A 24,016-nucleotide genomic window follows, 5' to 3' on the forward strand; every position below is an offset into this window, starting at 1 on the left:
TCCTCCGGGACCCCGCACAGCGCGGTTCCCATCAAAAGAGCGGCGAGCCTTTAGGCTCTTTCATTCCGCGGTTCAATCGTGCTGCGGGTGCGAAGGTTCCTGCGCCGTCAGCCTTGAAGATGTCCGGTTTGTGAAACAGCCTCGCAGCACCTATCTTGGAGGCTGCACCATGTCAGACAGCCAACGCTTTCCCGTCGCCGCCCACACCCTGGCCTATCTGGCCCACAAGGGCGCGTTCTCGCCTGCCGATGCGGCGGCGAGCGCGGTTCTGGCCGCCTCCATCCCGACCAACCCCGTCGTCGTGCGCCGCGTGACAGCCCTGCTGGCCAAGGCCGGCCTGATCGCCACCCGTCCCGGCGCCTCGGGCGGAGCCTGGCTGCTGCACAAGCCCGAGGACATCTCGCTGGAAACCGTGCTGCGCGCCGTCAACGGCTGCGCCCACCTCGGCTCGCCGCCCGCCGGGGCAAAGGGCTGCCCGGTCAGCGAACACATTCCGCGGCAAGTGGCCAAGGCCCTGACCGCCGCCGATCAGGCAGCGGGAACGGCCTTGTCGAAGATCACCATCGCCGATCTGCTGGATCACGATCCGGCGTCCCTGGCCGGCTTCGCTCCGCATTCGTCCTGCCCGGTCGCCGCCTGACATGAGCCTGCCGTCGCGGCCGCGTCCGGTCGTGCTGGTCACGGGCGCGTCCGCCGGCATCGGCGCCGCCCTCGCCCGGGTCTACGCCGGCCACGGCTGGGATCTGGTCGTGACGGCCCGTCGTGAGGCTCCGCTACACGCCCTCGCCGATGAGCTGTCACACACGGGCGCCGCGACGACCGTCCTGACCGAAGATCTCGCCGACCCCGCCGCCCCGCGCCGTCTGTTCGAAACCCTTCAGGACCGCGGCCTGCACATCGACGGCCTGATCAACAACGCCGGCTTCAGCCGCACGGCGGGCTTTCTCAACACCGACCCGGCCGCCCACGCCGCCATGATCCGCGTCATGCTGTCCGCCCCCGTGGAACTGGCCCGGTTGTTCGCCCCCGCCATGGTGGAGCGCGGCTATGGCCGCATCCTCAACGTCGCCTCGCTCGCCGGCCAGATGCCCGCGACCGGCGGCGACACCCTGTACGGCCCGATCAAGAGTTTTCTGATCAAGGCCTCGCAGGGCCTGCACCTCGAGCTGCGAGGGACTGGCGTCCACGTCACCGCCCTGTGTCCCGGCTACACCCTGACCGAATTCCACGATGTGAATGGAACCCGGGACGAAGTCTCGACCGCCTATCCCGCCTGGATGTGGCAGACCGCCGACCACGTCGCCCGTGTCGGCTACGCGGCGTGCGAGGACAACCGGCCGAAGGTCACGCCGGGGGCGATGAACAATCTGCTGGCCGGCCTCGCCAAACACCTGCCGGACCGGGTGGCGCTGGCCATGGTGGGCGGCCATGCGAAGCGACTGAAGCGGATCTAGCGCGTCGCCTCGAGCCAGCGCCGGCAGATCGCAGCGAAAGCGTCGGCATTTGCCGAAATCGCTTCTTCATCGGCGAAGGTGACGACCCCGCGATCCGGCGCCGCCCAATGAATCAGTCCGCTGTCGTCCGGAAAGCTGAAGCCGGTCGCGTCTTTCGCCTTCACCCCGCGGTGCAGGACGGCGCGCACGCCGCCCCTCGGCGCGACACCCACCGTAATCCGGTCGTCACCGTCAACGCAGAAGCTGGGCCCGTTCCATTTGATGTGTTCGGTGACGCCGTCGCCCGAAGCGAGCGCCAGCGCCCGCAACCGGCCGACAGCAGCCCGGACAGCCGGCGCCTGATCCGCCAGCCAGGCCTCGACCGACTGGACGGTCCCGGCCATCGCTAGTGTCCGCCCGTGGGGTAAGGCGTCGTCACCGCGCCCGAGATCATCCCCGGGATCGCTTCCGACAGCCCCAGCAGGATGAACTGGATCGCCAGGGCGCACAGGATCAGGCCCAGCACGCGCACGATGATCGACATGCCGATCTCACCCAGAATTCGGCTGATGGGGCCCGTCAGGGCGAAGCACAGGAAGGTGGCGATACAGGCCGCGACGATGGCGACCATGCCCGCCACCTGACCCTGATAGCCGATCTTGGAAGCCTCGCCGGCCTGGATGATGATGGTCGAGATGGCTCCGGGCCCGATCATCAGGGGCATGGCGAAGGGCACGACCAGCCGCTGGAACCGCCGCCGCGCGTAGCCGCGAACGTCCGCCGGATTGCTGTCCGCGTCATTGTCGGCAAACGACTTCAGGAAGTCCCCGCGCGTCATGTCGAGGCCCAGCAGCAGCAGCAGGATGCCGCCCGCGATCCGGAACGCCGCCAGCGAGATGCCGAAGAACTGCAGCAGCCCCAGACCGGTGAAGAAGAAGAAGGCGAGGAAGGCCGCCGCGAACAGGCAGATCAGGAACGACACCGACAGCCGCTGACGCACGCTGGCGCCGGCTGTCGCCGCGGCGAAGATCGGGATGTTGCCGATCGGATCCACCAGGGCGAACAGGGCCACGAACAGGTTGACGCCCAGATCGACCGCGTCCATGTGCTGACCTCGCCCTGCAATTCAGAAAACCTGCGGCCATCAAGGCTGACGCCCGTCCGCGCGTCCAGCCCTGACCGCGAAATAAGGAGCGACGCCATGAACCCCGCCACATTCGACCCCCGCCTGATCGTCGGCCTGGACCTGCCGTCCGTCGACGCCGCCCGCGCCATGGTCGACCGGCTGGGCGAGACCGTCAGCTTCTACAAGGTCGGGCTCACGCTTCTGGCCCGCCCCGGCGGCGTCGCCTTCGCCCACGAGCTCCGGTCCGCGGGCAAACAGGTGTTTCAGGACTGGAAGCTGCATGACATCGGCGCCCAGGTCGAAGGGGCCGCCCGCTCCGTCGCCGAGGGCGGTTGCGACCTGCTGACCGTCCACGCCGAACCTCAGGTGATGCGCGGCGCGGTCAAGGGCCGCGACGCCTCGGGCTCTGATACGAAACTGCTGGCGGTGACCGTCCTGACCAGCCTGTCGGACGCCGACCTGACCGAGCTCGGCTACGGCTTCACGGCGTCAGATCTGGTTGAGCGCCGGGTGCGTCAGGCGCTGGACTGCGGCGTCGACGGCGTCGTCTCCAGCCCGCTGGAAGCGGCGCGGGTGCGCGAGATCGCCGCCGCCGCCGGTCGCCCCGACTTCCTGATCGTCACCCCCGGCGTGCGTCCGGCCGGCGCCGACAAGGGCGACCAGCAGCGCGTGGCGACGCCGGCCGAGGCCCTGCGCTCGGGCGCCAGTCATCTGGTCGTCGCGCGGCCGGTGGTCGGCGCGGCCGATCCGGTTCAGGCCGCCGCCGCCATCGTCGACGAAATGCGGGCCGTCTAGCCGCGCTCGCCGGGTTCCTGGCTGTAGCGCTGGCGGGGCGGGGGCGGAGGCGCAGGCGTGGCGCCGTCGATGCCGTAATACTGGTTCGGCGTCATCGGGGCTTCGTAAGCGGGCGGGGCCTCGTAAACCCGAACCGGCGGCGGCTCCGGCTCGTATCCGTAGGGCGCCGGCTCGGGCGCATGGAAATACGGTTCGCCGTCGCGTCCATCGGGGCGACAGTCGCAATCGCGCCGCCCGTCCATATAGCCGCGGTCGTATTCGCGGGCGCTGGAGGCGTGGTCGTAGCCGCCGCGGTCTTCGTACCGCTCTTCCCGGCGGCCATGGTCAGCGTCGCGCCAGACTCCGCCGGCTTCGTACTCGCTGTATTCCTCGCGGGATTCGTACCGGCTTTCCTCATACCGGCTGGCTTCGTAGCTGTCCCGGCGCTCGCTGTAGCCGTACCGGCCGCCGCGGTCGGCGTCCTCGTAGTAGCGGGTGCCGCAGACGGGGGCGTAGCGCTCGTCGCGCCCGAAGCCGCCCAGCACATAGCCGAACGGCGCCGGAGCGCACGCACGGCCCTCATAGACGGCCTCATGGTAGACCGGCCCGCCGTAGTAACCGCCCCCGACGTCGCCGCCGTAGCCGCCGCCGACATAGACCGTGCCGCCGCCCGCCGCGCCGCGCACGCCGCTGACATTGTAGGTGCGGGCGTTCAGGTAGGACCGGGCGGACGCGCCCGCATAGGCGCTGGCGCTCGCATTGGCGCTCGCATTGACGTTGACGTTGATGTTCCGGCCGCCGCCTCCGGGATAGCCGCCCCCGGGGTGACCACCGCCCGGATGCCCGCCGCCGGGGTTGCCGCCGCAGCCGCCGCCGCACGGGCGTCCGCCACCGGGATGACCGCCGCCCGTGGGACCGCTCGCAAAGGCGGGCGTAGCGAGGATCAGAAGAGCGGCTCCAGCCGCGACGGTAAGCATACGCATGAGACAGGCTCCGGTGTTGAGCCGTTGTAAGTCCCTGGAAAGAAAAGGGTTCGTATTACACCGCAGGGGTGAAACAGGGGCCGCCGCATTCCCCCGGGACCCGTCAATTTAACCTTACCGGTGCGATTCCAGCCCGATCAGCGGTCGTAGAGATAGACGTCCGCACAGCCGCAACCGCGATCGCGCCGGTAGCGAACGTCACCGTCACTTCCCCCGCGCCAGACCGGGTGGCGGTCGTCGTTGTAGCCCCACTCATCGCGATAACCGGGGCGCGGCGGCGGATCGTACCGGCGGCTGTCGTAGCGGTAGTCGCCATACGCGTACCGGTGACCACCGCCATATCCGTAGGACCGATCGCCCGTCGGGTATCGATAGCCCGACCCGTAGCTCACATAAGGCCGCCCGTATCCGGGCGCCGGCACATAGACCTGCGGCCGGTCGGAGTAGCCGTCGGCCCATCTGCCCGTCTCGACGTAGGACCGCGTCTCCACTTCCGACAGAGGCGTTCCACCCACGGGTCGTCCATAGGCGTTTAGATAGACGGGCTGCCCGTACGTCTGGGCGGAGGCGGCTCCTGCAAGCATGAGCGTGGCGAGGGCCGCGGCGGCGGCGAGCGTGCGATACATGGGCGGCGTCTCCTGAACGGAATGGTTAACGCCGTTCGCCCGCCTTCGTTCTCTCGGTCGCAGACGGGTCAGAAGTCGACCGCCAGCCCCTTCTTCTCCCAGTCGCCGTAGCGGGTCGGCTCGGGCCCGCGCGGTCCGCCATGCTCGCCGGGCGGCTCGGCTTCACGCGCGGCGGCGCGGCGCTCTGCGGCTTCCAGCAGGGCGCGGCGCGCGGCCTCGCTCAGCGGCCGCTCGGGCGTGGCGTGGGGCACGTCGCCGTTCAGGGCCGGGGCTTCAGCTTCGGGGGTGGGATGATCGGTCACAGCGGCCTCGCCTTGAGCCTGGGCGTTGAACTCCACAAGTTAGGCGTTCGCCCTCAAGGCAGCCAGCCGTGATCCAGTAAAAGCCACCATGAACCACCTGAAGACCTTCACCCTGCTGGCGGCCCTGACCGCCCTGTTCGTCGGCATCGGCTACATGATCGGCGGCGTCGGAGGCATGCTGATCGCCCTCGTCGTCGCGGGCGGGATGAATCTGGTCAGCTACTGGAACGCCGACAAGATCGTGTTGAAGATGTACCGGGCCCAGCCGGTCGACGAACAGCATCCCAACGCCGTGGTCCGCGCCTATGTCGGCGACGTGGTCCAGATGGCCCGCGACGCCGGCCTGCCCCGGCCCGTCATCGCCATCATCCCCAACGACCAGCCCAACGCCTTCGCCACCGGCCGCAATCCGGCCAACGCCGCCGTCTGCGCCGATCCGCGGCGTCATGGCCCACGAACTGGCCCATGTGAAGAACCGCGACACCCTGACCATGACGGTCACCGCCACGGTCGCCGGGGCCATCGCCGCCCTCGCCAATTTCGCGCTGTTCTTCGGCGGCGGGAACGACGACGAGGAGCGGCCCGGCGGCATCTTCGGGACGCTGGCCCTGATGATCCTGGCTCCGATGGCCGCCGGCCTGGTGCAGATGGCCATCAGCCGGAGCCGCGAATACGAGGCCGACCGCGTCGGCGCGGAAATCGCCGGCGACCCGCAGGCCCTCGCCTCGGCGCTGGAGAAGATCGACGCCTCGGCCCGCCGCATCGTCAATCAGACCGCCGAGCGCAATCCGGCCTCGGGCCAGCTGTTCATCATCAACCCGCTGGCCGGGCGAGGCGCAGACAACCTGTTCTCGACCCATCCGGCGACCGGCAACCGGGTCCGCGCCCTGATGGAGCTGGGCGCGAAGATGGGCGTCGCCCCGCGCCGTCCGGCCTTCACCGAGCCCGCGCCGCGCCACGTGACGACCAGCGTGCCGACCACGCCCGCGAGCCGCTCCGGCCCCTGGGGCTGAGCCTGCCGCATTCCCGCCCTTGCATCGCGGGGCGTCTGGTCCTTTAAGCGCGCGCAACGCCGCCGAACGCCTCCCCCGCGTTCTACGAAGGATCCCCGCATGACCCAGTCCGCGCCGAAGAAAGTCGTCCTCGCCTATTCCGGCGGCCTCGACACCTCCATCATCCTGAAATGGCTGCAGACCGAATACGGCGCGGAGGTCGTGACCTTCACCGCCGACCTGGGCCAGGGCGAGGAACTGGCGCCGGCGCGCGAGAAGGCGCTGAAGATGGGGATCAAGCCCGAGAACATCTTCATCGACGACCTGCGCGAGGAATTCGTCCGCGACTACGTCTTCCCCATGTTCCGGGCCAACGCCCTGTACGAGGGCCAGTATCTGCTCGGCACCTCGATCGCCCGTCCGCTGATCGCCAAACGCCAGATCGAGATCGCCCGCATGGTCGGCGCCGACGCCGTCTGTCACGGCGCCACCGGCAAGGGCAACGACCAGGTCCGCTTCGAGCTGGGCTACTANACGCCAGATCGAGATCGCCCGCATGGTCGGCGCCGACGCCGTCTGTCACGGCGCCACCGGCAAGGGCAACGACCAGGTCCGCTTCGAGCTGGGCTACTACGCCCTCGAGCCCGACATCCGCGTCATCGCGCCGTGGCGGGAATGGGATTTCAAGTCGCGCGAGCACCTGCTGGACTTCGCCGAGAAGCACCAGATCCCGATCGCCAAGGACAAGCGCGGCGAGGCTCCGTTCAGCGTCGACGCCAACCTTCTGCACAGCTCATCCGAGGGCAAGGTGCTGGAAGATCCGTCGGTCGAGGCCCCCGAATTTGTACACCAGCGCACCCTGTCCCCTGAGGACGCGCCCGACGTCGCCACCGTCATCACCATCGGCTTCGAGAAGGGCGATCCCGTCTCGATCAACGGCGAGACCATGTCGCCGGCGACCCTGCTGACCGCCCTGAACCAGTACGGTCACGACAACGGCATCGGCCGCCTCGATCTGGTCGAGAACCGCTTCGTCGGCATGAAGTCGCGCGGCGTCTACGAGACGCCGGGCGGGACCATCCTGCTGGCCGCTCACCGCGGCGTTGAGTCGATCACGCTGGACGGCGGCGCCATGCATCTGAAGGACGAGCTGGCGGTCAAATACGCCCACCTCGTCTACAACGGCTTCTGGTTCTCGCCCGAGCGCGAGATGCTCCAGGCGGCCATCGACCACAGCCAGCAGAAGGTGTCGGGCGCGGTCCGCGTCAAGCTCTACAAGGGCAACGCCACCGTCATCGGCCGCGAGAGCGCAGAGAGCCTGTACGACCAGGAGCTGGTGACCTTCGAGGACGGCGCCGTGGCCTATGACCAGAAGGACGCCGCCGGCTTCATCAAGCTGAACGCCCTGCGCCTGCGGGTGCTGGGCAAGCGCGACGCGCGCGACCGGGGCTAGGGCCGGGCGCGCCGCCGTGCTCAGCGCGGCGGCGGATTTCCGTTGATCCAGTCCGGCGGGTTCTGGCTGCGGGCGCGGAACTGCGCCGCGGTCATGCGCAGCCGCAGCTGCCCGTCCTCGACGAAGGCCTCCCGGCCATAGATGCGGCGCAGGACCTGAAGCGGCGCCAGGGTCATGAAGGTGTCGTTCGGGCCGTATGAGGTCCGGCGATAGAGGTGGCGCACCTCCGCCACGCGCACGCCGTCGGAGGACACGACAGCCATGCCGTCGGCAAGGCCCGACACCCCTTGCGCTCCGACGGTCGCGGGCGCCGGGGCGGCTGCGGGCGCGGCCTGCCCGGCGAGGGCGGGCCCCGCGATAGCGAGCGTGGCGGCCACGATCAGGGCGGTCTTCATGCGGGTCTCCTCCGGTCCTTTCGGGACAGGACAGATCATCGCGACGCCGGCCTCGCCGCCACCGGTTTGAGACCAACGATCCGGTTTCGGCGACACGTCCGGGCGGCGGGGGCGCAGCCTTACAATCAATTCACTTGTGACGCGGCGGCGTTGGGCGGACCCTGCGGCTACCTTTCGGGAGCCCCGCCATGATCAAGGCCCTTTCCCTCGCCGCCGCCCTCGCCCTGCTACCCCTGTCGGCCGCCGTCGCCGCCGACGTGCGCGGCCCGTCCGAGGACGCGCTGGAAGCCGCCGCCGAAGTCTTTGAAGCCCGCATGGAAGCCTTCGGCGAACGCGCCGAGGCGATCGGCGAGGACCGGAGCCTGACCGAAACACAGCGCGAGCTCCGCATCGCCGCCTTGTGGACCGAGTACCAGCCCGACGTGAACGCCTTCACCGCCGCGGCCGCGCAGCACGCCTCGGCCATCGCCGCCGAAGCCCTGGCCAATGTCGATGTGGACGCCATCGTCACCGAAGCCCTGGCCGAGGTTCACAACTCGGGCGCCTTCGCCGCCGCACAGGGCATCGCCGCCAACGGCGCCTGGGCCTCCAACGATCCGGAGCACATGGCGACCTACGGCCTGATGGCCGAATACGCCGTCGGTGAAGCGCTGGATTCGATCGACGAGGTCGAGATCCAGATCGCCGAAGCCAACGCCCAGGTCGCGGAAGCCCTCGCCGAGGCGCAGGCTGAAGCCGCCCGGCCGGACGAGTCCGACGAGGACTGACCGGCCCGCCGCCTGAGCAGCGGCGCAACACTCTCCCTGTGACCGGCGCCGGGACCGCCCGGCGGGCTTGACCGTGGCCGGCGACTGCCGGACACGACGGCATGGCCAGCCTGCCCGTTGATCCGCACCTTTATCTGACCTTCCTCGGGGTCATGACGGTGATGGCGATCACTCCCGGGCCCGCCAACATCTTCTCGGTCGCCAACGGCGTCCAGCGCGGCAAGGCGGGCGCGCTGCTGGGCGTGGTCGGCATGAACGCCGCCACCCTGGTCTGGTTCTGCGCCGCGGCCCTTGGGCTGGGCGCCCTCGTGATCGCCTTTCCGCAGGTGTTCCGGCTGATCTCGATCGGCGGCGCCCTGTATGTCGCCTGGCTGGGGATCAACGCCCTGCGCGGCGCCTTCCGCACCGCCGCCGATGCTGACGCGCCCACGGTCCGCATGGGACGCAGCGCCCTCGTCGACGGCTTCATGGTCCAGATCGCCAATCCCAAGGCGATCCTTTTCTTCACCGCCGTCCTGCCGCCGTTCCTCGATGTGAACCGCCCCGCAGCCCCCCAGCTGGCGCTGTTCGCCCTGGCCACCATCGGCATGGACGTGATCTCGATGTCCGCATACGGTCTGGGCGGAGCGGCCCTTGCGCGGCGTATGAACGAGCCTCATTTCCGCAAGGGTTTCGCCCTCATGACCGGCGTTCTTCTTCTGGCTGCATCCATCCTTATTATTACGCGATTATAAGGACTTGAGTCAGGACGGAACGGCTTTGTTCATGTCCCGTTCAGCAGGCAGGGCGCGTTGTATCGCGTCAAGGAGAGTTCCCATGAGACATCGGTTCCTCAAGCCCGTGCTTCTGGCGGCGACGGCGGCTCTCGCCCTGTCGGCCTGCGCCACGGCCACCCCATACGGCCCGGCCGGCTACGGCAGCCGTTTCGGCTACTCCGAACAGCGCGTCGACGCCGACCGCTACCGCGTCAGCTTCGCGGGCAATTCCGTCACCTCGCGCGAACAGGTCGAGATGGCCCTGCTGCTGCGCGCCGCCGAGGTCACGCTGGAAAGCGGCGGCGACTGGTTCTCCACCGTCGAACGCGTCACGGACCGCGACGTCCGCTACCAGTCCACCTATGACCCCTGGTACGGCGGCATGTACGGCCCCTATTGGGGTCCGTCCTGGCGCTACTCCCGGGCCGGGTACTGGAGCCCGTGGGGCAGTCCCTGGGGCTACGGCGGCGGCTATGGCGGCGACCTGCGCGAGATCGACCGCTTCGAAGCCACAGCCGAAATCATGATCGGACGCGGCGCCAAGCCGGCCGGAGACGGCAACGCCTTCGACGCGCGCGAAGTCGTTCAGAACCTCGGCCCGCGCCTGCCGCGCCCGGCGCCCGCCAGCTGAGTTCACGGCCCCTCCGCTACGGCGGAGGGGTTCGTCCTATCCGACGCGCGGGCTCTTCAGCCGGCGCTTGTTGACGTGGGTCTCGGGCGCCGTGCCCAGATCCTCGGGAATCTCTCCCTTGAAATAATAGCGCTGCCACGCCTCCTTGGCCGCGTCCGGATCGCCCGAGGCCAGCCGCTTGTTGAAGTCGGTGCGGGCCCGGTTCCAGGCCTCGAACTGTCCGTGCATGACCGGATTGGATTCCAGGGACCGGATCACCGGTTGCATGGTCTCGACCTTGCGGTGCTCGATCGGGGTGATGAAGCAGAAGGGCTCGCCCTTCTCGAACTTCACCTTGCCGGGGCGGGTGAAGAGCCAGTTCATCGTGAAGGGGAAGGGCAGCCAGTCGGTCTCGATCAGGCCGACCAGAGGCTGGATGCCGTCCTTCATGTGATTGGGCGACCCGCCGGCCAGCAGGCCCCAGCCCGGCGGCGTGCGGAACAGATACTGCGGATGCATGGTCAGGACCCCGCGCGAGAAATGCGAGGTCACCACATGGGTCAGGTCGGCGTTGTGCCGCTCGGGCGTGATGACAATGTCGGCCTGGCTGGGCCCGCCGTTCCATTCGGCGGTGAAGGTCAGCGGGCACAGGATCTCCCAGCCCGTGGTGTTGGCCATGTTCAGCGGCAGGCAGCGATAGGGGTGCCGGCTGGCGAAGGCGTCCATCCAGTTGCGCGACTGCCGGCCGGGCACGAGGTCCGGCGGCGTTTGCGTCATCGGATAGCATTCGAGTTCCACAGGGAGCCTCCGGGCGGTATCGAGGGACGTGTTTGCATCCCTAGCGGCCCCGCATGACCCAAGACAAGACGCCCGAAGCTGGGCCCCCACCCGCCTTCAACCGCGACAGCCTGCTCGACTGGATGGCCGCGAACGCTGTCGGGCAGACCACCCGTGACCACCCCGCCGTCTTCCGCGTCGAGGAGGGGCTCGAGCTCAAGGCCGCCATGCCCGGCGCCCACACCAAAAACCTGTTCCTCAAGGACAAGAAGGGCCGGCTCTGGCTGATCTCGGCCCGGCAGGACACGGTGGTGGACCTCAAGCGCGCGCCGAAGACCATCGGCTCTGACAGGCTGTCCTTCGGCAACGAGGCCCTGCTGTACGAAACCCTCGGCGTGCGCGGCGGATCGGTCACGGCGCTGGGCCTGATCAACGACCCGGGCCACCGCGTCACCTTCGTCCTCGACAAGGCCCTGTGGGACGCAGACGTCGTCAACTTCCATCCCCTGACCAATACCGCGACCACGGCGCTGGATCAGGCGGCGTTCCGGCGCTTCCTGTCGTTGATCGGTCGGGAGCCAGTGGTGGTCGACTTCGCTCGACTGAACTGATCCCCCGGTTGCGATCGGCCGTTACCGGGCGGCGCCCACGGGCTGCGGCGCAAGAGGCAGGGCGATCAGCGCTTCCCAGTGGGTGGCGGACGCCGATGTCGTCAGGCTCGCCTCCGACCCGTAGAGCGTCGCCAGCCGCCTGCGGACGTTGACCAGCCCGGATCCCGTTCCAACGGCAGCCGGCTGTGCCTCACCGTTCGGCAGGTCATTGACCACGCTCAACAGTAGCCGTTCTGCATCTGCCCGGCCCCGGATTGTGAGCTCGGTCACGCCACTGGTTCTGGCCACGCCGTGCTTTATCGCATTCTCGACCAGGGGCTGAAGAACCAGCGCAGGCACGCGGACGTCCGGCAGGTCTTCCGCCATGTCTATGTCGATCTCCAGACGACCGCCGAAACGCACGCGTTCGATTTCCAGATAATCTGAAACGGCGTCCATTTCCTCATGGAGCGGGATCAGATCGCTGTCCGTAGCGAGCAGGCTCGAACGGTAGAAATTCGACAGCCGCTCAATCATGGCCTCGGCATCGTTCGTTCGGCCGGTCACGACGAGCGCGCTCAGCGCGTTGAGAGCGTTGAAAAGGAAATGCGGAGCGATCTGAAGACGAAGCGCGTAGAGCTGGTTTTGCTGCGCCTCCAGTTGAGCATCCTTGACCTCAAGCCTTGCTTCGTAACTCGAATGGGCGGCATCAAGCAGAGCAATCACTGCGGCGTAAAACCCGAACAGCCAGATATATACCTTGAAATTCTGGACTACAGTCGTAGCTGCGCCGGATTTCACCATCGAGCTGTCAAACAACGTCTCGATTTTGGTCGGAACGCTTAGATGATACACGAACCAGAGGTCGAGCCAGGACTGGGCGAGGGTGAACAGAACGGGCAGAACAAGCACGGCGGGCCAGTAGAGAATTCGCGGTCGCGAACGCGCCAGATCCAGCAATGCCGTCATGATCAGCATCAGGATCAGTCCGTGAACCGCCCACACGACGGCAAGCCAGAAGAATTTCCCGAGCGAGGCCATCTCGACCAGGGCGTGAACAACCCAGATCAGGCAAGCCAGTCCGACCGGCGCGAGACCACGAAAACGATCTTGAAGCTGTGAGGCCATAGGCAGGGACGCTAATGTAAAGGTTGGGCCAGAACACCCCCCTTTAACGGCCGGCCGGGATCACTGCTGTCAGGGATCGGCCTTCGGCCCCCGATTTCGGTGTTCCGGGCCGCTCCGGCGGTTCTATCCGGTCGCGTCATCTGCTAGAGGCGGCGCGCCTCCCCGCTCCTGACATACGGACCGCCGCCATGCCCGCCGCTCCCGACTTTCCCCCCGCGCCGGACCGCGTGGCGCCGAGGCGCGCGCTGATCTCCCTGTCCGACAAGACCGGGCTTGAGGACGCCGCCCGCACCCTGCACGACCTCGGCGTCGAACTGGTCTCGACCGGCGGCACCCGCGCCGCCATCGCCGGCTTCGGCGTGCCGGTGAAGGATGTGGCCGACCTGACCGGCTTCCCCGAGATGATGGACGGCCGGGTCAAGACCCTGCACCCCGTGGTCCATGGCGGCCTGCTGGGCGTGCGCGGCGCGCCCGACCACGCCGAGGCCATGACGACCCACAACATCGGACCGATCGATATCGTCTGGGTCGACCTCTATCCCTTCGAGGCGACGGTGGCGTCGGGCGGCGGCTTCGACGCCGTGGTCGAGAACATCGACATCGGCGGCCCGGCCATGATCCGCTCGGGCTCCAAGAACCACGGCTATGTCGCCGTCTGCGTCGATCAGGCCTCGGTCGCCGAACTGCTGGAGGCGCTGAAGGCCGACGGCGCCACCACCCTGGACCTGCGCAAACGCCTCGCCGCCCGCGCCTTCGCCCGCACCGCCGCCTATGACGCCGCCGTCTCCGGCTGGTTCGCCGGTCAGGTCGCCGACGCCGCCCCGGCCCGCAAATCCATCGCCGGCGCGCTGGCCCAGACCCTGCGCTACGGCGAGAATCCGCATCAGACCGGCGCCTTCTACCGCACCGGAGAGACCCGCCCCGGCGTCGCCCACGCCCGTCAGCTGCAGGGCAAGGAGCTGGGCTACAACAACATCGCCGACGCCGACGCCGCCTATGAGCTGGTCGCCGAGTTCGAGGCCCCCGCCTGCGTCATCGTCAAACACGCCAACCCCTGTGGCGTCGCCGTCGGCGGCGACCTGTCGGTCGCCTACGCCCGGGCGCTGGAATGCGACGCCGTCTCGGCCTTCGGCGGCGTGGTCGCGGTCAACCGGCCGCTGTCCGGCGCCGATGCGAAACTGATCACCGACATCTTCACCGAGGTCGTCATCGCCCCCGGCGCCGACGACGAGGCGAAAGCGATATTCGCCGCCAAGAAAAACCTGCGCCTGCTTCTGACCGACGGCCTGCCCGATCCGCTGGCGGCCGGCGAGGTGTTCCGCTCCGTGGCCGGCGGCTTCCTGGCCCAGTCGCGCGACCGCAGCCACATCGCCGCTTCCGACCTCAGGATCGTCACCCGCCGCCAGCCGACGCCGCAGGAGATCGAGGACATGCTGTTCGCCTTCACCGTGGCCAAGCACGTGAAATCGAACGCCATCGTCTATGCGAAGGACGGCCAGACCGCCGGCATCGGCGCCGGCCAGATGAACCGCCGCGACTCCGCCCGCATTGCCGCCATCCGCGCCCGAGAGGCGGGCGAGGCCAAGGGTCTGGCCCATTCGCTGGCCCAGGGCTCGGCCTGCGCCTCCGAAGCCTTCTTCCCCTTCGCCGACGGCCTGCTGGAAGCGGTCGCGGCCGGCGCCACGGCGGTGATCCAGCCCGGCGGCTCGATCCGCGACGACGAGGTCATCGCCGCCGCCGACGAGGCGGGCGTGGCGATGGCCTTTACGGGGGTGCGGGTCTTCCGGCACTGAAGGCGGAACCTCTGCCGTTTCCGACGGTTTGAACGCCCCTTCCTTCAGGTCGCCCCATGCAGACTCTCTCCCAGCGCTGGTCGATGCTCGAGCCGCACGCGACCACCGTCGGCCCCGACGACGACCGGCCGCGCCCGACCGTCATCCTGTTCCATGGCTGCGGCGGCCTGCGCGACCACCTGCCTCGCTATGCCGCCGCCGCCGTCGCCGCGGGCTGGCGTGCGGTCATCGTCGACTCCTACGCGCCGCGCGGCTGGAGCCGCCAGTTCGCCATGGCGACGGTGTGCACAGGCCTGCTGCTGCACGGATGGCAGAGGGCGGGCGATGTGCTGGCTGCCCTGCACGGCGTGTCCCAGCGGCCTGTCGTCGACGCGTCCAAGATCGTGCTTGCGGGCTGGAGCCACGGCGGGTGGGGCATCATGGAGGCCATGAGCTCGCAGCGCGGCCGCCGCATGCTCGGCGTCGAGGATCCCGGCGCCGTCGCGCTGGACGGCGTGGTCGGCGCCTGGCTGGCCTACCCCTATGTCGGCATCGGCGCGGTCAACAAGATGCGGCCCTGGACCCATTGCCCGAAGACCCTCGCCGTCATCTCGCGCACCGACCATCTGACCACGGTCCGCAACGCCGAGCGCGTGAATGACATGGTCCGGCGCTGCGGCGCGGACGTCGAGACCTGGATCGCCGACGGCACCCACGCCTTCGACGAACCCATGGCCGCGGGTCCGATGCGCTATCATGCCGAGCTGGCCGCAGAGGCTGTGCGCCGGTTCACCGCCCTGCTGGGCGACGTGGCCGTTGCGCCCTAGCGCGGTTCGACCGTCACTTCGCCACGAATGGAATTGGCGATGAAACAGTCCTCGTGCGCCCGATGGTGGAGGTCGTCCAGCGCCGCTTCATCAGGCAGGACATCGCCCGAGAAGGCGATCTCGGGCCGCAGCGTCACTTTCAGAAGCGCGATCTTGCCGCGCTCATCGCGCCCCATCAGCCCGATCGCCTCGTCCCGATAGGCATCGACGACAAAGCCCGCCTTGGCCGCGTAGCCGAGGAAGAACAGCATGTGACAGGCGGACACAGAGGCGACCAGCGCCTCTTCCGGGTCAACCGCGCTGGCGTCGGACATGGGCAGGGGCACGATGGAGGGCGCGGACGAGGCTGTAACGACCGCGCCGCCGTCGAACCGCCATTCGTGGCGACGGCTGTATTTGTTGTCGGTGAAGGCCTGACCGTCCCGGCTCCAGGCCACGGTAGCGACATACTCGCCCATCACGCACTCCATCGTTTCGCGATCAAAGATGGCCGCCTGAATGACCGAACCGTGAAGTCACCGCAACAGTGAAGCTTCCATCTCGCCTTGCTACGTCAGGCGAGCCGCCGTATCCCCGGCTCATGGCCGCGCCCCTCATCTGTCCGTCCATCCTCGCCAGCGACTTCGCCCGTCTGGGCGAGGAGGTTCGCGCTCTCGACGCCGCCGGCGCCGACTGGATCCATGTCGACGTCATGGACGGGCATTTCGTGCCCAACATCACCATCGGCCCCGATGTTGTGAAGGCCCTGCGCCCGCACACGACCCTGCCGTTCGACGTCCACCTGATGGTGGCCCCGGTCGATCCCTGGCTTGAGGCTTACCGCGAGGCCGGCGCCGACATCCTGACCGTCCATCCCGAAAGCGGCCCGCACCTGCACCGCACCCTCGGCCGCATCCGCCAGCTGGGCGCGAAAGCCGGGGTTGTCCTGAACCCCGGCACCTCTCTCAGCGTGCTCGACGACGTCGTGGAGCTGGTCGATCTGGTCCTGCTGATGTCGGTCAATCCGGGCTTCGGCGGCCAGTCCTTCATCGACACCACCCTGCGCAAGATCGAGAGGAGCCGCGCCATCCTCGACGCCGCCGGCTCGAAGGCGCACCTGCAGGTCGACGGCGGGGTCACCGCCGCCAACGCCGGCGCCTGCGTCGCCGCCGGGGCCGACGCCTTGGTCGCCGGAACCGCCGTCTTCCGTGGCGGTCCCTCGGCCTACGCGGCCAACATCCAGGCCCTGAAGGCAGCGTGAGCCCTCTCGGACCCTTCGCCCGTCCCGAAGCCGACGGTCCCGCGCCGGGCGAAATCCCCGGCCTGCGCGGCGCCCCGATGCGGACTCCGGTCAAGACCACCGGCGCCTCCAGCGGCCCCGGCCTGTGGCCCGCCGTCATCGGACGCCTGCTGACCCGCCAGCTGTGGATCGAGGCCTATGGCCTGCCCGGTTACAGCCTCACCCTGAAAGGCCGGCCGGCCCAGGGCTTCGCCGCGACCCCGCGCGATTTCCGACCCGTCGACCCGGCCCAGGGCAAGATCGTCCTCGGCGGCAAATTCGCCCTCGCCGGCACCAGCCTTGAGGCCGTTGCGCCCGAGGATCCCTGGAACCGGCCCAGCCCCACCCGCGCCTTCGCGGTCGAACTGCACAGCTTCGCCTGGCTGCCGTCCCTGATGCTTCAGGGCGAGCGCGGTGCGCGCGAGGCCGTGCGCCTGACCCTCGCCTGGGCCGACGCCTTCTCGCGCTGGTCGCCCTTCGCCTGGGGCCCGGAGATTCTCGCCCGCCGCGCCATTCATCTGGCCTGCGCCGCCCGCCGCATGGGGCAGGTCGCCACCGAGGCCGAACGGCTCCGGCTGGCCGACGTCCTCGGCCGTCAGGCACGCCAGCTGCTGCGCCCGCCCGGTGGCGTAGCCGGCAAGGCCGAGCGCCTGACCGCCGCCGCCATAACGGGCTGCACCCTTGCCGGCGCGCCGGGAGTCGCCCTTCGACGCGCGGCCCTGAACGGCCTGCCGGGCGCGCTGGACCGCACGGTCGGCCCCGACGGCGGCCACGCCACCCGCAGCCCGGAAGCGGGGCTGGAACTGCTGCTGGACCTGCTGACGCTCGACGACGCCCTTTCGCAGGTCTCGGAAGCCACGCCCGACGCCGTGCGCGGCGCCATCCAGCGGCTGACCCACGCCCTGCGCCTTCAGACCCTGCCGGACGGGCGGCTGATCACCATGCAGGGCGGCGGCCCGTCGAGCGCGGCCCGCGTCGCCGCGGCCCGCGTCCACGACGAGACCCATACGGACGCCGCAGGCGGAACCGTCGCCGGCATCGCCCGCATCCGCAGCCCGCTGCTGACCATCGCCGCCGACATCGCGGCTCCGGCGCGCGGCGCCTGGTCCGCTGCCGCCTGCGCCCAGCCGATGGCGCTGGAGATCGTCTGCGGCAAGGACCGGATCGTCACCGGCTGCGGCTGGACCCCGCGCGCCGCCGACCGCCAGGGCCTGCGCCTCGCCCCCGGCCATTCGACCCTGACCCTCGGCGACGGATCGACCGGCGAGCCCCTCGGCGGCTGGAAGGGCGACCTGCTGGACCACCGTCTGGTCGGCCGCCCCCTGCATCTGGTCGTCGACCAGCGCGACGGCGAGGGCGCGGTCTGGCTTGAGGTCGAGCACGACGGCTGGGTCCACGACTACGGCCTGTTGCACCAGCGCCGCCTGTATCTCGACCAGCGTCTCGACGAACTGCGCGCCGAGGAGCGGCTGCACCCCGCCCCGGGCCAGAAGGAGGTGGTCCGCGCCATCGCCGCCCCCTACGCCGTGCGCTTCCAGCTGGAACCCGGCGTCCAGGCCTCGCTCGCCCGCGACCGCCGCTCCATCCTGCTGCGCGGTCACTCGGGCCGGGGCTGGTGGTTCCGCACCGACGGCCCCGACGTCGCCATCGAGCCCTCGGTCCATATCGACGATGGCCTGACCCGGCGCTCGCTGCAGATCGTCGTACGCGGCTCGGCCCGCACCGATTCCGAAACCAAGATCCGCTGGAAGCTCAGCCCCGCCGGGGCAGGCGGCGAACCTTCCTGATCCTTCTCCCTTGAGACGAGCGGTCGCCGCGACCATCTGCGAACTGCCGCGTTACGCCTTTCCGACCACAGGACCGACTGATGAGCCTCGCCGACCCGACCGCCCTGCCTGACGACCTGATCAAGGACGGCTCCGACGCCGGCTTCATGACCGATGTCATCGAGGCCTCGAAGACTCAGCCCGTGCTGGTCGACTTCTGGGCCACATGGTGCGGGCCGTGCCGGACCCTGACGCCCATGATCGAAAAGGCCGTCCGCGCTGCCGGCGGGGCTGTGAAACTGGTCAAGATCGACGTCGACAAGAACCCGGCCTATGCGGGTCAGCTGCGCGTCCAGTCCATCCCCACCGTCTACGCCTTCGTCAACGGCCAGCCTGTCGACGGCTTCCAGGGCGCCGTGCCCGACAGTCAGCTCAAGGCCTTTATCGACAAGCTGACGGGTGGAGAGAGCGCCAACTCGGACATCGAACAGCTGTTGTCGCTGGGCGAGGAATCCCTGTCGCTGAACGACCTCGGCGGCGCGGCCCAGGCCTTCGCCCAGCTGCTGACGCTGGAGCCCGACCACCAGAAGGCCATCGCCGGCATGGCCCGCGTCTATCTGGCCGACGGCGACGCCGATCAGGCCCGCCAGACCATCGCCATGGCCCCGCAGGACTCGAAGGAGCCGACGGTCCAGAGCGTCCGCGCCCAGCTGGCCCTCGCCTCGGCCTCCCCGACGGGCGCGGCGTCTGAACTGGAGGCGAAAGTTGCGGCCGATCCCGCCGACCATCAGGCCCGCTACGACCTGTCGCTGGCCCAGGCCTCGGCCGGGGATCTGAAGGGCGCGGTCGACAGCCTGCTGGCCATCGTCGCCGCCGACCGCGAGTGGAACGACCAGGCCGCCCGCAAACAGCTGCTGGTCGTCTTCGACGCCGCGGGCGGAGCCTCCGACATCGCGCGGGACGGGCGTCGCCGCCTGTCCTCTATCCTGTTCGCATAGGAGGTCCGGGTGGCGCAGGGATATGTGAAGGCCGCAGACCTGCCGCAGGTGATCCCTGTGTTCCCCCTGCCGGGCGCCATCCTGCTGCCGCGCGGCCAGCTGCCGCTCAACATCTTCGAGCCGCGCTACCTCAACATGATCGACGATGCGATGGCCGGCGACCGCATCATCGGCATGCTTCAGCCGCAGGCCGGCTCGGTCCGCCTGCCGAACCTGTCGCCGGTCGGCTGCGCGGGGCGGATCACCAGTTTCGCCGAGACCTCGGACGGCCGCTATCTGATCACCCTGACCGGCTGCGCCCGCTTCCGTCTGGCCAGCGAACTGCCGGCCCAGACGCCCTACCGCCAGATCCGCGCCGACTTCGCGCCGTTCGAAAGCGACCTCAGCGCCCCTCCGGAAGACGACATCGGCGTTGATCGCGACGGCCTGCTGGACGCCCTGCGCGCCTATCTGGAGACGCGCGGCCTCGACATCGACTGGGACACCGCCGAGACCGCGCCGCCCGAGGCCCTGATCAACAGCCTGTCCATGGCCCTGCCGTTCGAGCCGCCCGAGAAACAGGCCCTGCTGGAAGCCGTCAGCCTCACCGACCGGTCGGACGTCCTGACCGCCCTGCTGACCATCGACGCCGCCAGCGACGGCGAGGGCGACACGCCGCAGATGCAGTGATGGTCGCACCCGAGTAGCGCCGCCCGCGAGCGACCTCTAGAAAGCTTCGATGTCCGACACCTTCCACACCCCCGCCTCGGTCGATCCCCGCCTGCTGGAGGTGCTGATCTGCCCCGTCACGCGCGGCAAGCTGACCTATGACCGCGAGCGTCAGGAACTGGTGTCGAAGGGCGCCAAGCTCGCCTATCAGATCCGCGACGGCGTGCCGATCATGCTGCCCGAAGAGGCGCGGGCGTTGGACTAGACCGCTTCGCCCCTCAGCAGCCGCGGCAGATCCCCCGTCGCCCCGCCTGCCTCATGCATGAAAGCGCGGCGCAAGGGCGCGATCCGGTTCACCGCAGCTATGCCCAGTCCCCGCGCCAGCCGCACCGGCGGCGCGTCGTTCGAGAACAGCCGCACGAAGCCGTCGAAGCCCGCCGCCAGCGCCGTATTGTCGAACCGCCGCCAGCGTGCGTAGCGGTCCAGCACCGTATCCGAGCCGATGTCCTCGCCCAGCCGCATGGCCTCAACCAGCACCTCGGCCAGGGCGGCGGCGTCCTTCAGCCCCATGTTCAGCCCCTGACCCGCCACCGGATGCACCGCATGGGCGGCGTCGCCGATCAGGGCGGCGCGCGGACCCGTCAGCGCCTCGGCCAGCTGCAGCGACAATGGATAGACGAAGCGCGGCCCGACCACCGTCACATCCTCGAGGAAGTCCCCGAACCGCCGCATCAGATGCGACTGGAAGGCGGCGTCCGAACACGCTTTCAGCGCATCGGCCCGCCGCGTCGTCTCGGTCCAGACCAGACTGGCCCGTCGCTCCGTCAGCGGCAGGATGGCGAACGGACCCGCAGGCAGGAAATACTCATGCGCCACATTGCCGTGGTCCCGGCCCAGAGACACGGTCGCCACGACCCCGCTCTGGCCATAGCCCCAGCCGACAGTATCGATCCCGGCGCTTTGTCTCACAAGTGAGCCCCGGCCCTCGGCGCCCACGACCAGCGGCGCCTCCAGCGACGTTCCATCCGCCAGCGTCACCACCGTCCGCCCCGGCCCGGCCTCGACCTTTGCGACCGCCGCCGGCGCCCGCACCTCGATCCCGCCGGCCGTGACCGCCTCGGCCAAGGCCGCCCGTATCCGCCGGTTCTCGACCATGTACCCGAGCGGCTCGCCGTCGGTGCGGTCGCCGATCTCGTCGGCGTCGAAGCGCAGGAAGGCCGAGCCGGCGGGCCGCGACGCCGCGCCCGGCCGACGGCCGTCCGTCACCAGAATTCGGTCCATTCGGCAGGCGTGCGGCCGCAAGGCCGCACCCACCCCCAGCGCGTCCAGCATGCGGAAGGTCGAGAAGGCGATCGCCGTCGACCGTCCGTCGAACGTCGGCGCCAGCTGCAGCGAAAACGGCTGCGGATCGACCAGCACGACCTTCAGCCCGCCCTGCGCCGCCGCCAGCGCAAATGTCGCCCCGGCCATGCCGGCGCCGGCGATGATGACGTCATGTCGGTCGGGCGTGCTCATGCCGTGGTTGTCGCGCTGGCGGGCTCAAAGGTCCAGTGCGGCAAAGTGGGATGAGGGATGAGGGATGAGGGAGCAGGGATGAATCGATATTTGAGCGGCGTCCATTTTCTTCCCTCATCCCTCATCCCCGCCCCTTGGGTAAACAGCCTCTTAACCCTGCGCAGGCGACACTCCCCGGTCAGTTCGACCGTCCGGAGTTTCGTCCCCGCCATGTCCGCCGCCCTCGCCATCGGCCAGCGCGCCTGGTTCGGCGCCCGCATCCTGTGGGGCGCGCCCATCGCGATCAAATTCCGCGGCGTGCTCCAGGCCCTGCTGGCGGCGCTTCTGCTGGCGGCCCTGATCTCGTGGAATCCGGCTGATCCCAGCCTGAACGCCGCCTCCAATCTGGCCCCGACCAACTGGCTGGGCCTGAACGGCGCCCTGTTCGCCGACCTGTTCATGCAGTCGCTGGGCATGGCCGCCTTCCCGGCTGCTGTGCTGCTGATCGCTTTCGGCCTCGCCTCCGCCATCGGCGACGTCATCCAGCAGCGGCTCAAGCCCACGACGCTCAAGGCCCTGTCGGCCGCGGGCGGGGTCCTCGCCCTCTCCGCCGCCCTCTCGGCGCTCGCCGCGCCCGCCGCCTGGCCGCTGGCCGCCAACCTCGGCGGCCTGTGGGGCGACGCCATCGTCGGTCTGATCCGGATGGCCTGCTCGGCCCTGCGCATTCCCGGCGCCCCGATCATCGCCGGCGTCATCTTCTTCCCCATGGCCCTGTGGGCGATCGGCTACGCCATCGGCCTGAGGACCTCGGACGTCGGCGACGCCTTCCACTGGGCCGGCAGCCGCCGTGCGCCGCCGGAGCTTCCCGCCAAGGCCCGACGCGTCGCCGCTGTGAAGGCGCCGCCCCGTCCGCGCCCGGCCCCCGAACCCGACGACTACGCCCCCGTCAGCCTCGACGTGGACGAAGCCCCGCCGTGGGACGCCCCCGTCCCCGCCCGCGGCGCGCCCGAGCCCAAGGTCGCCGCCGCCAAGGCCCCCAAGGCCTCGAAGCGCGAACTCGACGACAGCCAGGCCGCCTTCGACTTCGCCCGTCCCTCGGGCGGCTTCGACCTGCCGCCGCTGGGCATGCTGACCAAGCCCGCCAAACGCGTCGCCTCGGTCGACGAGGAGGCGCTGAAGCAGAACGCCAAGATGCTGGAAGGCGTGCTGCAGGAATTCGGCGTGCGCGGCGTCATCGACCAGATCCGCCCGCCGGCCCCCGGCGTAAAGCACGGCCGCGTCGTGGCCCTCAGCGACGACATCGCCCGCTCCATGTCGGCCCGCGCCTGCCGCATCTCGGTCGTGCCCGGCCGCAACGCCATCGGCATCGAACTGCCCAATACGAAGCGCGAGACCGTCTATCTGCGCGACCTGCTGGCCTCGACTGAGTACGACAAGCCGGCTCATCTGCTGCCGCTCGCCCTGGGCGAAACCATCGGCGGCGAGCCCTATGTCGCCGATCTGGCGCGCATGCCCCACCTGCTGATCGCCGGCACCACCGGCTCGGGCAAGTCGGTCGGCGTCAACGCCATGATCCTGTCGATCCTGTACCGGCTGACGCCCGCCGAGTGCCGCTTCATCATGATCGACCCCAAGATGCTGGAGCTCAGCGTCTATGACGGCATCCCGCACCTGCTGGCCCCCGTCGTCACCGATCCCAAGAAGGCCGTCGTCGCGCTGAAATGGACCGTGCGCGAGATGGAGGACCGCTACCGCCGCATGTCCAAGCTCGGCGTGCGCAACATCGCTTCCTACAATGAGCGCGCCCGCGAGGCCGTGGCCAAGGGCGAGCATTTCGAACGCACCGTCCAGACCGGCTTCGACGAGCAGGGCCGCCCGGTCTACGAATCCGAGAAGATCCGCCCCGAACCCATGCCCTTCCTCGTCGTCGTCATGGACGAGATGGCCGACCTGATGCTGGTCGCGGGCAAGGACGTCGAGGGCGCCGTCCAGCGTCTGGCCCAGATGGCCCGCGCCGCCGGCATCCACCTGATCATGGCCACCCAGCGCCCGTCGGTCGACGTCATCACCGGAACCATCAAGGCGAACTTCCCGACCCGGATCTCCTTCCAGGTCACCTCCAAGATCGACAGCCGCACCATCCTGGGCGAACAGGGCGGCGAGCAGCTGCTGGGTCAGGGCGACATGCTCTACATGGCCGGCGGCGGCCGCATCACCCGCCTGCACGGCCCGTTCGTCACAGATCAGGAGGTCGACGAGGTCTGCAAACACCTGCGCTCGCAGGCCGAGCCCGACTACCTCGACCTGATCACCGACGATCCGGACGGCGACGGCGACGGCGCCTTTGACGACGAGGGCGGCGGCGGGTCGGGGGACGACCTGTACGACCGCGCCGTGGCCGTGGTCACCCGCGACCGCAAGGCCTCGACCAGCTACATCCAGCGCCGCCTCCAGATCGGCTACAACCGCGCCGCCTCCCTAACCACGCCGGCAAGCGCGACATCCTCGCCGGCCCGCCGCCTATGTAGTCCGCGCGCGCGGC

At 69.4% G+C, this 24,016-nt stretch carries 25 protein-coding genes and 3 pseudogenes; 18 read left to right on the top strand and 10 right to left on the bottom strand.

Going from position 1 to position 24,016, the window contains the following annotated elements; all coding sequences use genetic code 11:
• The first annotated feature begins 169 nt into the window (after window positions 1–169).
• Together ASD25_RS08540 and ASD25_RS08545 are read left to right on the top strand one after the other, a co-directional pair.
• Window positions 170–640: an Rrf2 family transcriptional regulator gene (locus tag ASD25_RS08540; protein ID WP_056616253.1), complete on the top strand. Its 471-nt coding sequence runs from the start codon at window positions 170–172 to the stop codon at window positions 638–640.
• Between the two features lies 1 nt (window position 641).
• The gene (locus ASD25_RS08545) at window positions 642–1,454 is read left to right on the top strand and encodes an SDR family oxidoreductase (RefSeq protein WP_056616255.1); all 813 of its coding nucleotides are present in this window, start codon (window positions 642–644) and stop codon (window positions 1,452–1,454) included.
• Here the strand turns inward: ASD25_RS08545 and ASD25_RS08550 are convergent.
• Together ASD25_RS08550 and ASD25_RS08555 are read right to left on the bottom strand one after the other, a co-directional pair.
• Window positions 1,451–1,837: a DUF1801 domain-containing protein gene (locus tag ASD25_RS08550; protein WP_056616258.1), complete on the bottom strand. Its 387-nt coding sequence runs from the start codon at window positions 1,835–1,837 to the stop codon at window positions 1,451–1,453. The genes ASD25_RS08545 and ASD25_RS08550 overlap by 4 nt on opposite strands.
• A 2-nt stretch (window positions 1,838–1,839) precedes the next feature.
• Window positions 1,840–2,538 carry a MarC family protein gene (locus tag ASD25_RS08555; protein WP_056616263.1) on the bottom strand — a complete coding sequence of 233 codons (699 nt, stop codon included), beginning with the start codon at window positions 2,536–2,538 and terminating at the stop codon, window positions 1,840–1,842.
• Window positions 2,539–2,634: 96 nt separating this feature from the next.
• Between ASD25_RS08555 and pyrF the strand changes: the two genes are divergently transcribed.
• Window positions 2,635–3,354: an orotidine-5'-phosphate decarboxylase gene (gene pyrF / locus ASD25_RS08560; protein ID WP_056616266.1), complete on the top strand. Its 720-nt coding sequence runs from the start codon at window positions 2,635–2,637 to the stop codon at window positions 3,352–3,354.
• Here pyrF and ASD25_RS30990 read toward each other — a convergent pair.
• From ASD25_RS30990 to ASD25_RS08575, 3 genes are all read right to left on the bottom strand, one after another.
• Window positions 3,351–4,316, bottom strand: coding sequence for a hypothetical protein (locus ASD25_RS30990; protein WP_162252062.1), 966 nt, complete (start codon window positions 4,314–4,316; stop codon window positions 3,351–3,353). The two genes, pyrF and ASD25_RS30990, sit on opposite strands and share 4 nt — an antisense overlap.
• Window positions 4,317–4,453: 137 nt before the next feature.
• On the bottom strand, window positions 4,454–4,942 hold the full coding sequence (locus ASD25_RS08570; RefSeq protein WP_056616272.1) for a hypothetical protein: 489 nt from the start codon (window positions 4,940–4,942) through the stop codon (window positions 4,454–4,456).
• A 68-nt stretch (window positions 4,943–5,010) separates the two neighbouring features.
• Window positions 5,011–5,244 carry a DUF1674 domain-containing protein gene (locus tag ASD25_RS08575; protein ID WP_082572341.1) on the bottom strand — a complete coding sequence of 78 codons (234 nt, stop codon included), beginning with the start codon at window positions 5,242–5,244 and terminating at the stop codon, window positions 5,011–5,013.
• An 88-nt stretch (window positions 5,245–5,332) separates the two neighbouring features.
• Here ASD25_RS08575 and htpX point away from each other — a divergent pair.
• The 3 genes and pseudogenes from htpX to ASD25_RS08585 all read left to right on the top strand — a co-directional run.
• Window positions 5,333–6,257: pseudogene (gene htpX, locus ASD25_RS08580) on the top strand (zinc metalloprotease HtpX).
• A 99-nt stretch (window positions 6,258–6,356) separates the two neighbouring features.
• Window positions 6,357–6,769: argininosuccinate synthase domain-containing protein (locus tag ASD25_RS31845; RefSeq protein WP_369816559.1), on the top strand; the 413-nt coding region annotated here is incomplete at its 3' end.
• 1 nt (window position 6,770) lies between these two features.
• Window positions 6,771–7,689, top strand: a pseudogene (locus tag ASD25_RS08585) (argininosuccinate synthase); the annotation flags it as partial.
• A gap of 20 nt (window positions 7,690–7,709) precedes the next feature.
• Here the strand turns inward: ASD25_RS08585 and ASD25_RS08590 are convergent.
• Window positions 7,710–8,084 carry a hypothetical protein gene (locus tag ASD25_RS08590; protein WP_056616279.1) on the bottom strand — a complete coding sequence of 125 codons (375 nt, stop codon included), beginning with the start codon at window positions 8,082–8,084 and terminating at the stop codon, window positions 7,710–7,712.
• Window positions 8,085–8,272: 188 nt separating this feature from the next.
• Between ASD25_RS08590 and ASD25_RS08595 the strand changes: the two genes are divergently transcribed.
• The 3 genes from ASD25_RS08595 to ASD25_RS08605 all read left to right on the top strand — a co-directional run bounded on the left by ASD25_RS08595 (window position 8,273) and on the right by ASD25_RS08605 (window position 10,237).
• On the top strand, window positions 8,273–8,851 hold the full coding sequence (locus ASD25_RS08595; protein ID WP_056616282.1) for a hypothetical protein: 579 nt from the start codon (window positions 8,273–8,275) through the stop codon (window positions 8,849–8,851).
• Between the two features lie 101 nt (window positions 8,852–8,952).
• Complete coding sequence (locus tag ASD25_RS08600) at window positions 8,953–9,585, top strand: LysE family translocator (RefSeq protein ID WP_056616285.1); 633 nt, start codon at window positions 8,953–8,955, stop codon at window positions 9,583–9,585.
• 82 nt (window positions 9,586–9,667) lie between these two features.
• The gene (locus ASD25_RS08605) at window positions 9,668–10,237 is read left to right on the top strand and encodes a hypothetical protein (protein WP_056616287.1); all 570 of its coding nucleotides are present in this window, start codon (window positions 9,668–9,670) and stop codon (window positions 10,235–10,237) included.
• Between the two features lie 36 nt (window positions 10,238–10,273).
• Here ASD25_RS08605 and ASD25_RS08610 read toward each other — a convergent pair whose 3' ends face one another.
• A complete protein-coding gene (locus tag ASD25_RS08610) occupies window positions 10,274–11,014 on the bottom strand; it encodes a DUF6065 family protein (RefSeq protein WP_056616290.1) in 741 nt (246 codons plus the stop codon).
• Window positions 11,015–11,067: 53 nt separating this feature from the next.
• On the opposite strand from ASD25_RS08610, the gene ASD25_RS08615 reads away from it, so the two are divergent.
• On the top strand, window positions 11,068–11,604 hold the full coding sequence (locus tag ASD25_RS08615) for a prolyl-tRNA synthetase associated domain-containing protein (RefSeq protein ID WP_082572291.1): 537 nt from the start codon (window positions 11,068–11,070) through the stop codon (window positions 11,602–11,604).
• A gap of 21 nt (window positions 11,605–11,625) precedes the next feature.
• Here ASD25_RS08615 and ASD25_RS08620 read toward each other — a convergent pair whose 3' ends face one another.
• Window positions 11,626–12,711 carry a sensor histidine kinase gene (locus ASD25_RS08620; RefSeq protein WP_082572293.1) on the bottom strand — a complete coding sequence of 362 codons (1,086 nt, stop codon included), beginning with the start codon at window positions 12,709–12,711 and terminating at the stop codon, window positions 11,626–11,628.
• A 188-nt stretch (window positions 12,712–12,899) separates the two neighbouring features.
• Between ASD25_RS08620 and purH the strand changes: the two genes are divergently transcribed.
• Window positions 12,900–14,504 carry a bifunctional phosphoribosylaminoimidazolecarboxamide formyltransferase/IMP cyclohydrolase gene (gene purH, locus ASD25_RS08625; protein WP_056616295.1) on the top strand — a complete coding sequence of 535 codons (1,605 nt, stop codon included), beginning with the start codon at window positions 12,900–12,902 and terminating at the stop codon, window positions 14,502–14,504.
• Window positions 14,505–14,560: 56 nt separating this feature from the next.
• On the top strand, window positions 14,561–15,310 hold the full coding sequence (locus tag ASD25_RS08630) for a dienelactone hydrolase family protein (protein WP_056616298.1): 750 nt from the start codon (window positions 14,561–14,563) through the stop codon (window positions 15,308–15,310).
• Here the strand turns inward: ASD25_RS08630 and ASD25_RS08635 are convergent.
• Window positions 15,307–15,768, bottom strand: coding sequence for an OsmC family protein (locus ASD25_RS08635; protein WP_056617130.1), 462 nt, complete (start codon window positions 15,766–15,768; stop codon window positions 15,307–15,309). The two genes, ASD25_RS08630 and ASD25_RS08635, sit on opposite strands and share 4 nt — an antisense overlap.
• Before the next feature lie 122 nt (window positions 15,769–15,890).
• Here ASD25_RS08635 and rpe point away from each other — a divergent pair, with 122 nt between their 5' ends.
• The 5 genes from rpe to ASD25_RS08660 all read left to right on the top strand — a co-directional run bounded on the left by rpe (window position 15,891) and on the right by ASD25_RS08660 (window position 20,245).
• Complete coding sequence (gene rpe, locus ASD25_RS08640) at window positions 15,891–16,550, top strand: ribulose-phosphate 3-epimerase (RefSeq protein ID WP_056616301.1); 660 nt, start codon at window positions 15,891–15,893, stop codon at window positions 16,548–16,550.
• Entirely contained in the window at window positions 16,547–18,355 is a 1,809-nt protein-coding gene (locus tag ASD25_RS08645) for a heparinase II/III family protein (RefSeq protein WP_056616304.1), read from the top strand. The genes rpe and ASD25_RS08645 overlap by 4 nt, the downstream gene beginning before the upstream one ends.
• Before the next feature lie 80 nt (window positions 18,356–18,435).
• On the top strand, window positions 18,436–19,332 hold the full coding sequence (trxA, locus tag ASD25_RS08650; RefSeq protein ID WP_056616307.1) for a thioredoxin: 897 nt from the start codon (window positions 18,436–18,438) through the stop codon (window positions 19,330–19,332).
• A gap of 9 nt (window positions 19,333–19,341) precedes the next feature.
• Entirely contained in the window at window positions 19,342–20,001 is a 660-nt protein-coding gene (locus ASD25_RS08655) for an LON peptidase substrate-binding domain-containing protein (protein ID WP_056616310.1), read from the top strand.
• Between the two features lie 49 nt (window positions 20,002–20,050).
• Window positions 20,051–20,245 (top strand): Trm112 family protein, encoded by a 195-nt coding sequence (locus tag ASD25_RS08660; RefSeq protein ID WP_056616312.1) that lies wholly within the window; start codon window positions 20,051–20,053, stop codon window positions 20,243–20,245.
• Here ASD25_RS08660 and ASD25_RS08665 read toward each other — a convergent pair.
• The gene (locus ASD25_RS08665) at window positions 20,242–21,495 is read right to left on the bottom strand and encodes a UbiH/UbiF/VisC/COQ6 family ubiquinone biosynthesis hydroxylase (RefSeq protein ID WP_056616315.1); all 1,254 of its coding nucleotides are present in this window, start codon (window positions 21,493–21,495) and stop codon (window positions 20,242–20,244) included. The two genes, ASD25_RS08660 and ASD25_RS08665, sit on opposite strands and share 4 nt — an antisense overlap.
• 210 nt (window positions 21,496–21,705) lie before the next feature.
• On the opposite strand from ASD25_RS08665, the pseudogene ASD25_RS08670 reads away from it, so the two are divergent.
• Window positions 21,706–24,002 (top strand): annotated as a pseudogene (locus tag ASD25_RS08670) (DNA translocase FtsK 4TM domain-containing protein).
• Window positions 24,003–24,016: the final 14 nt, after the last annotated feature.

This window comes from Brevundimonas sp. Root1423 (assembly GCF_001426805.1).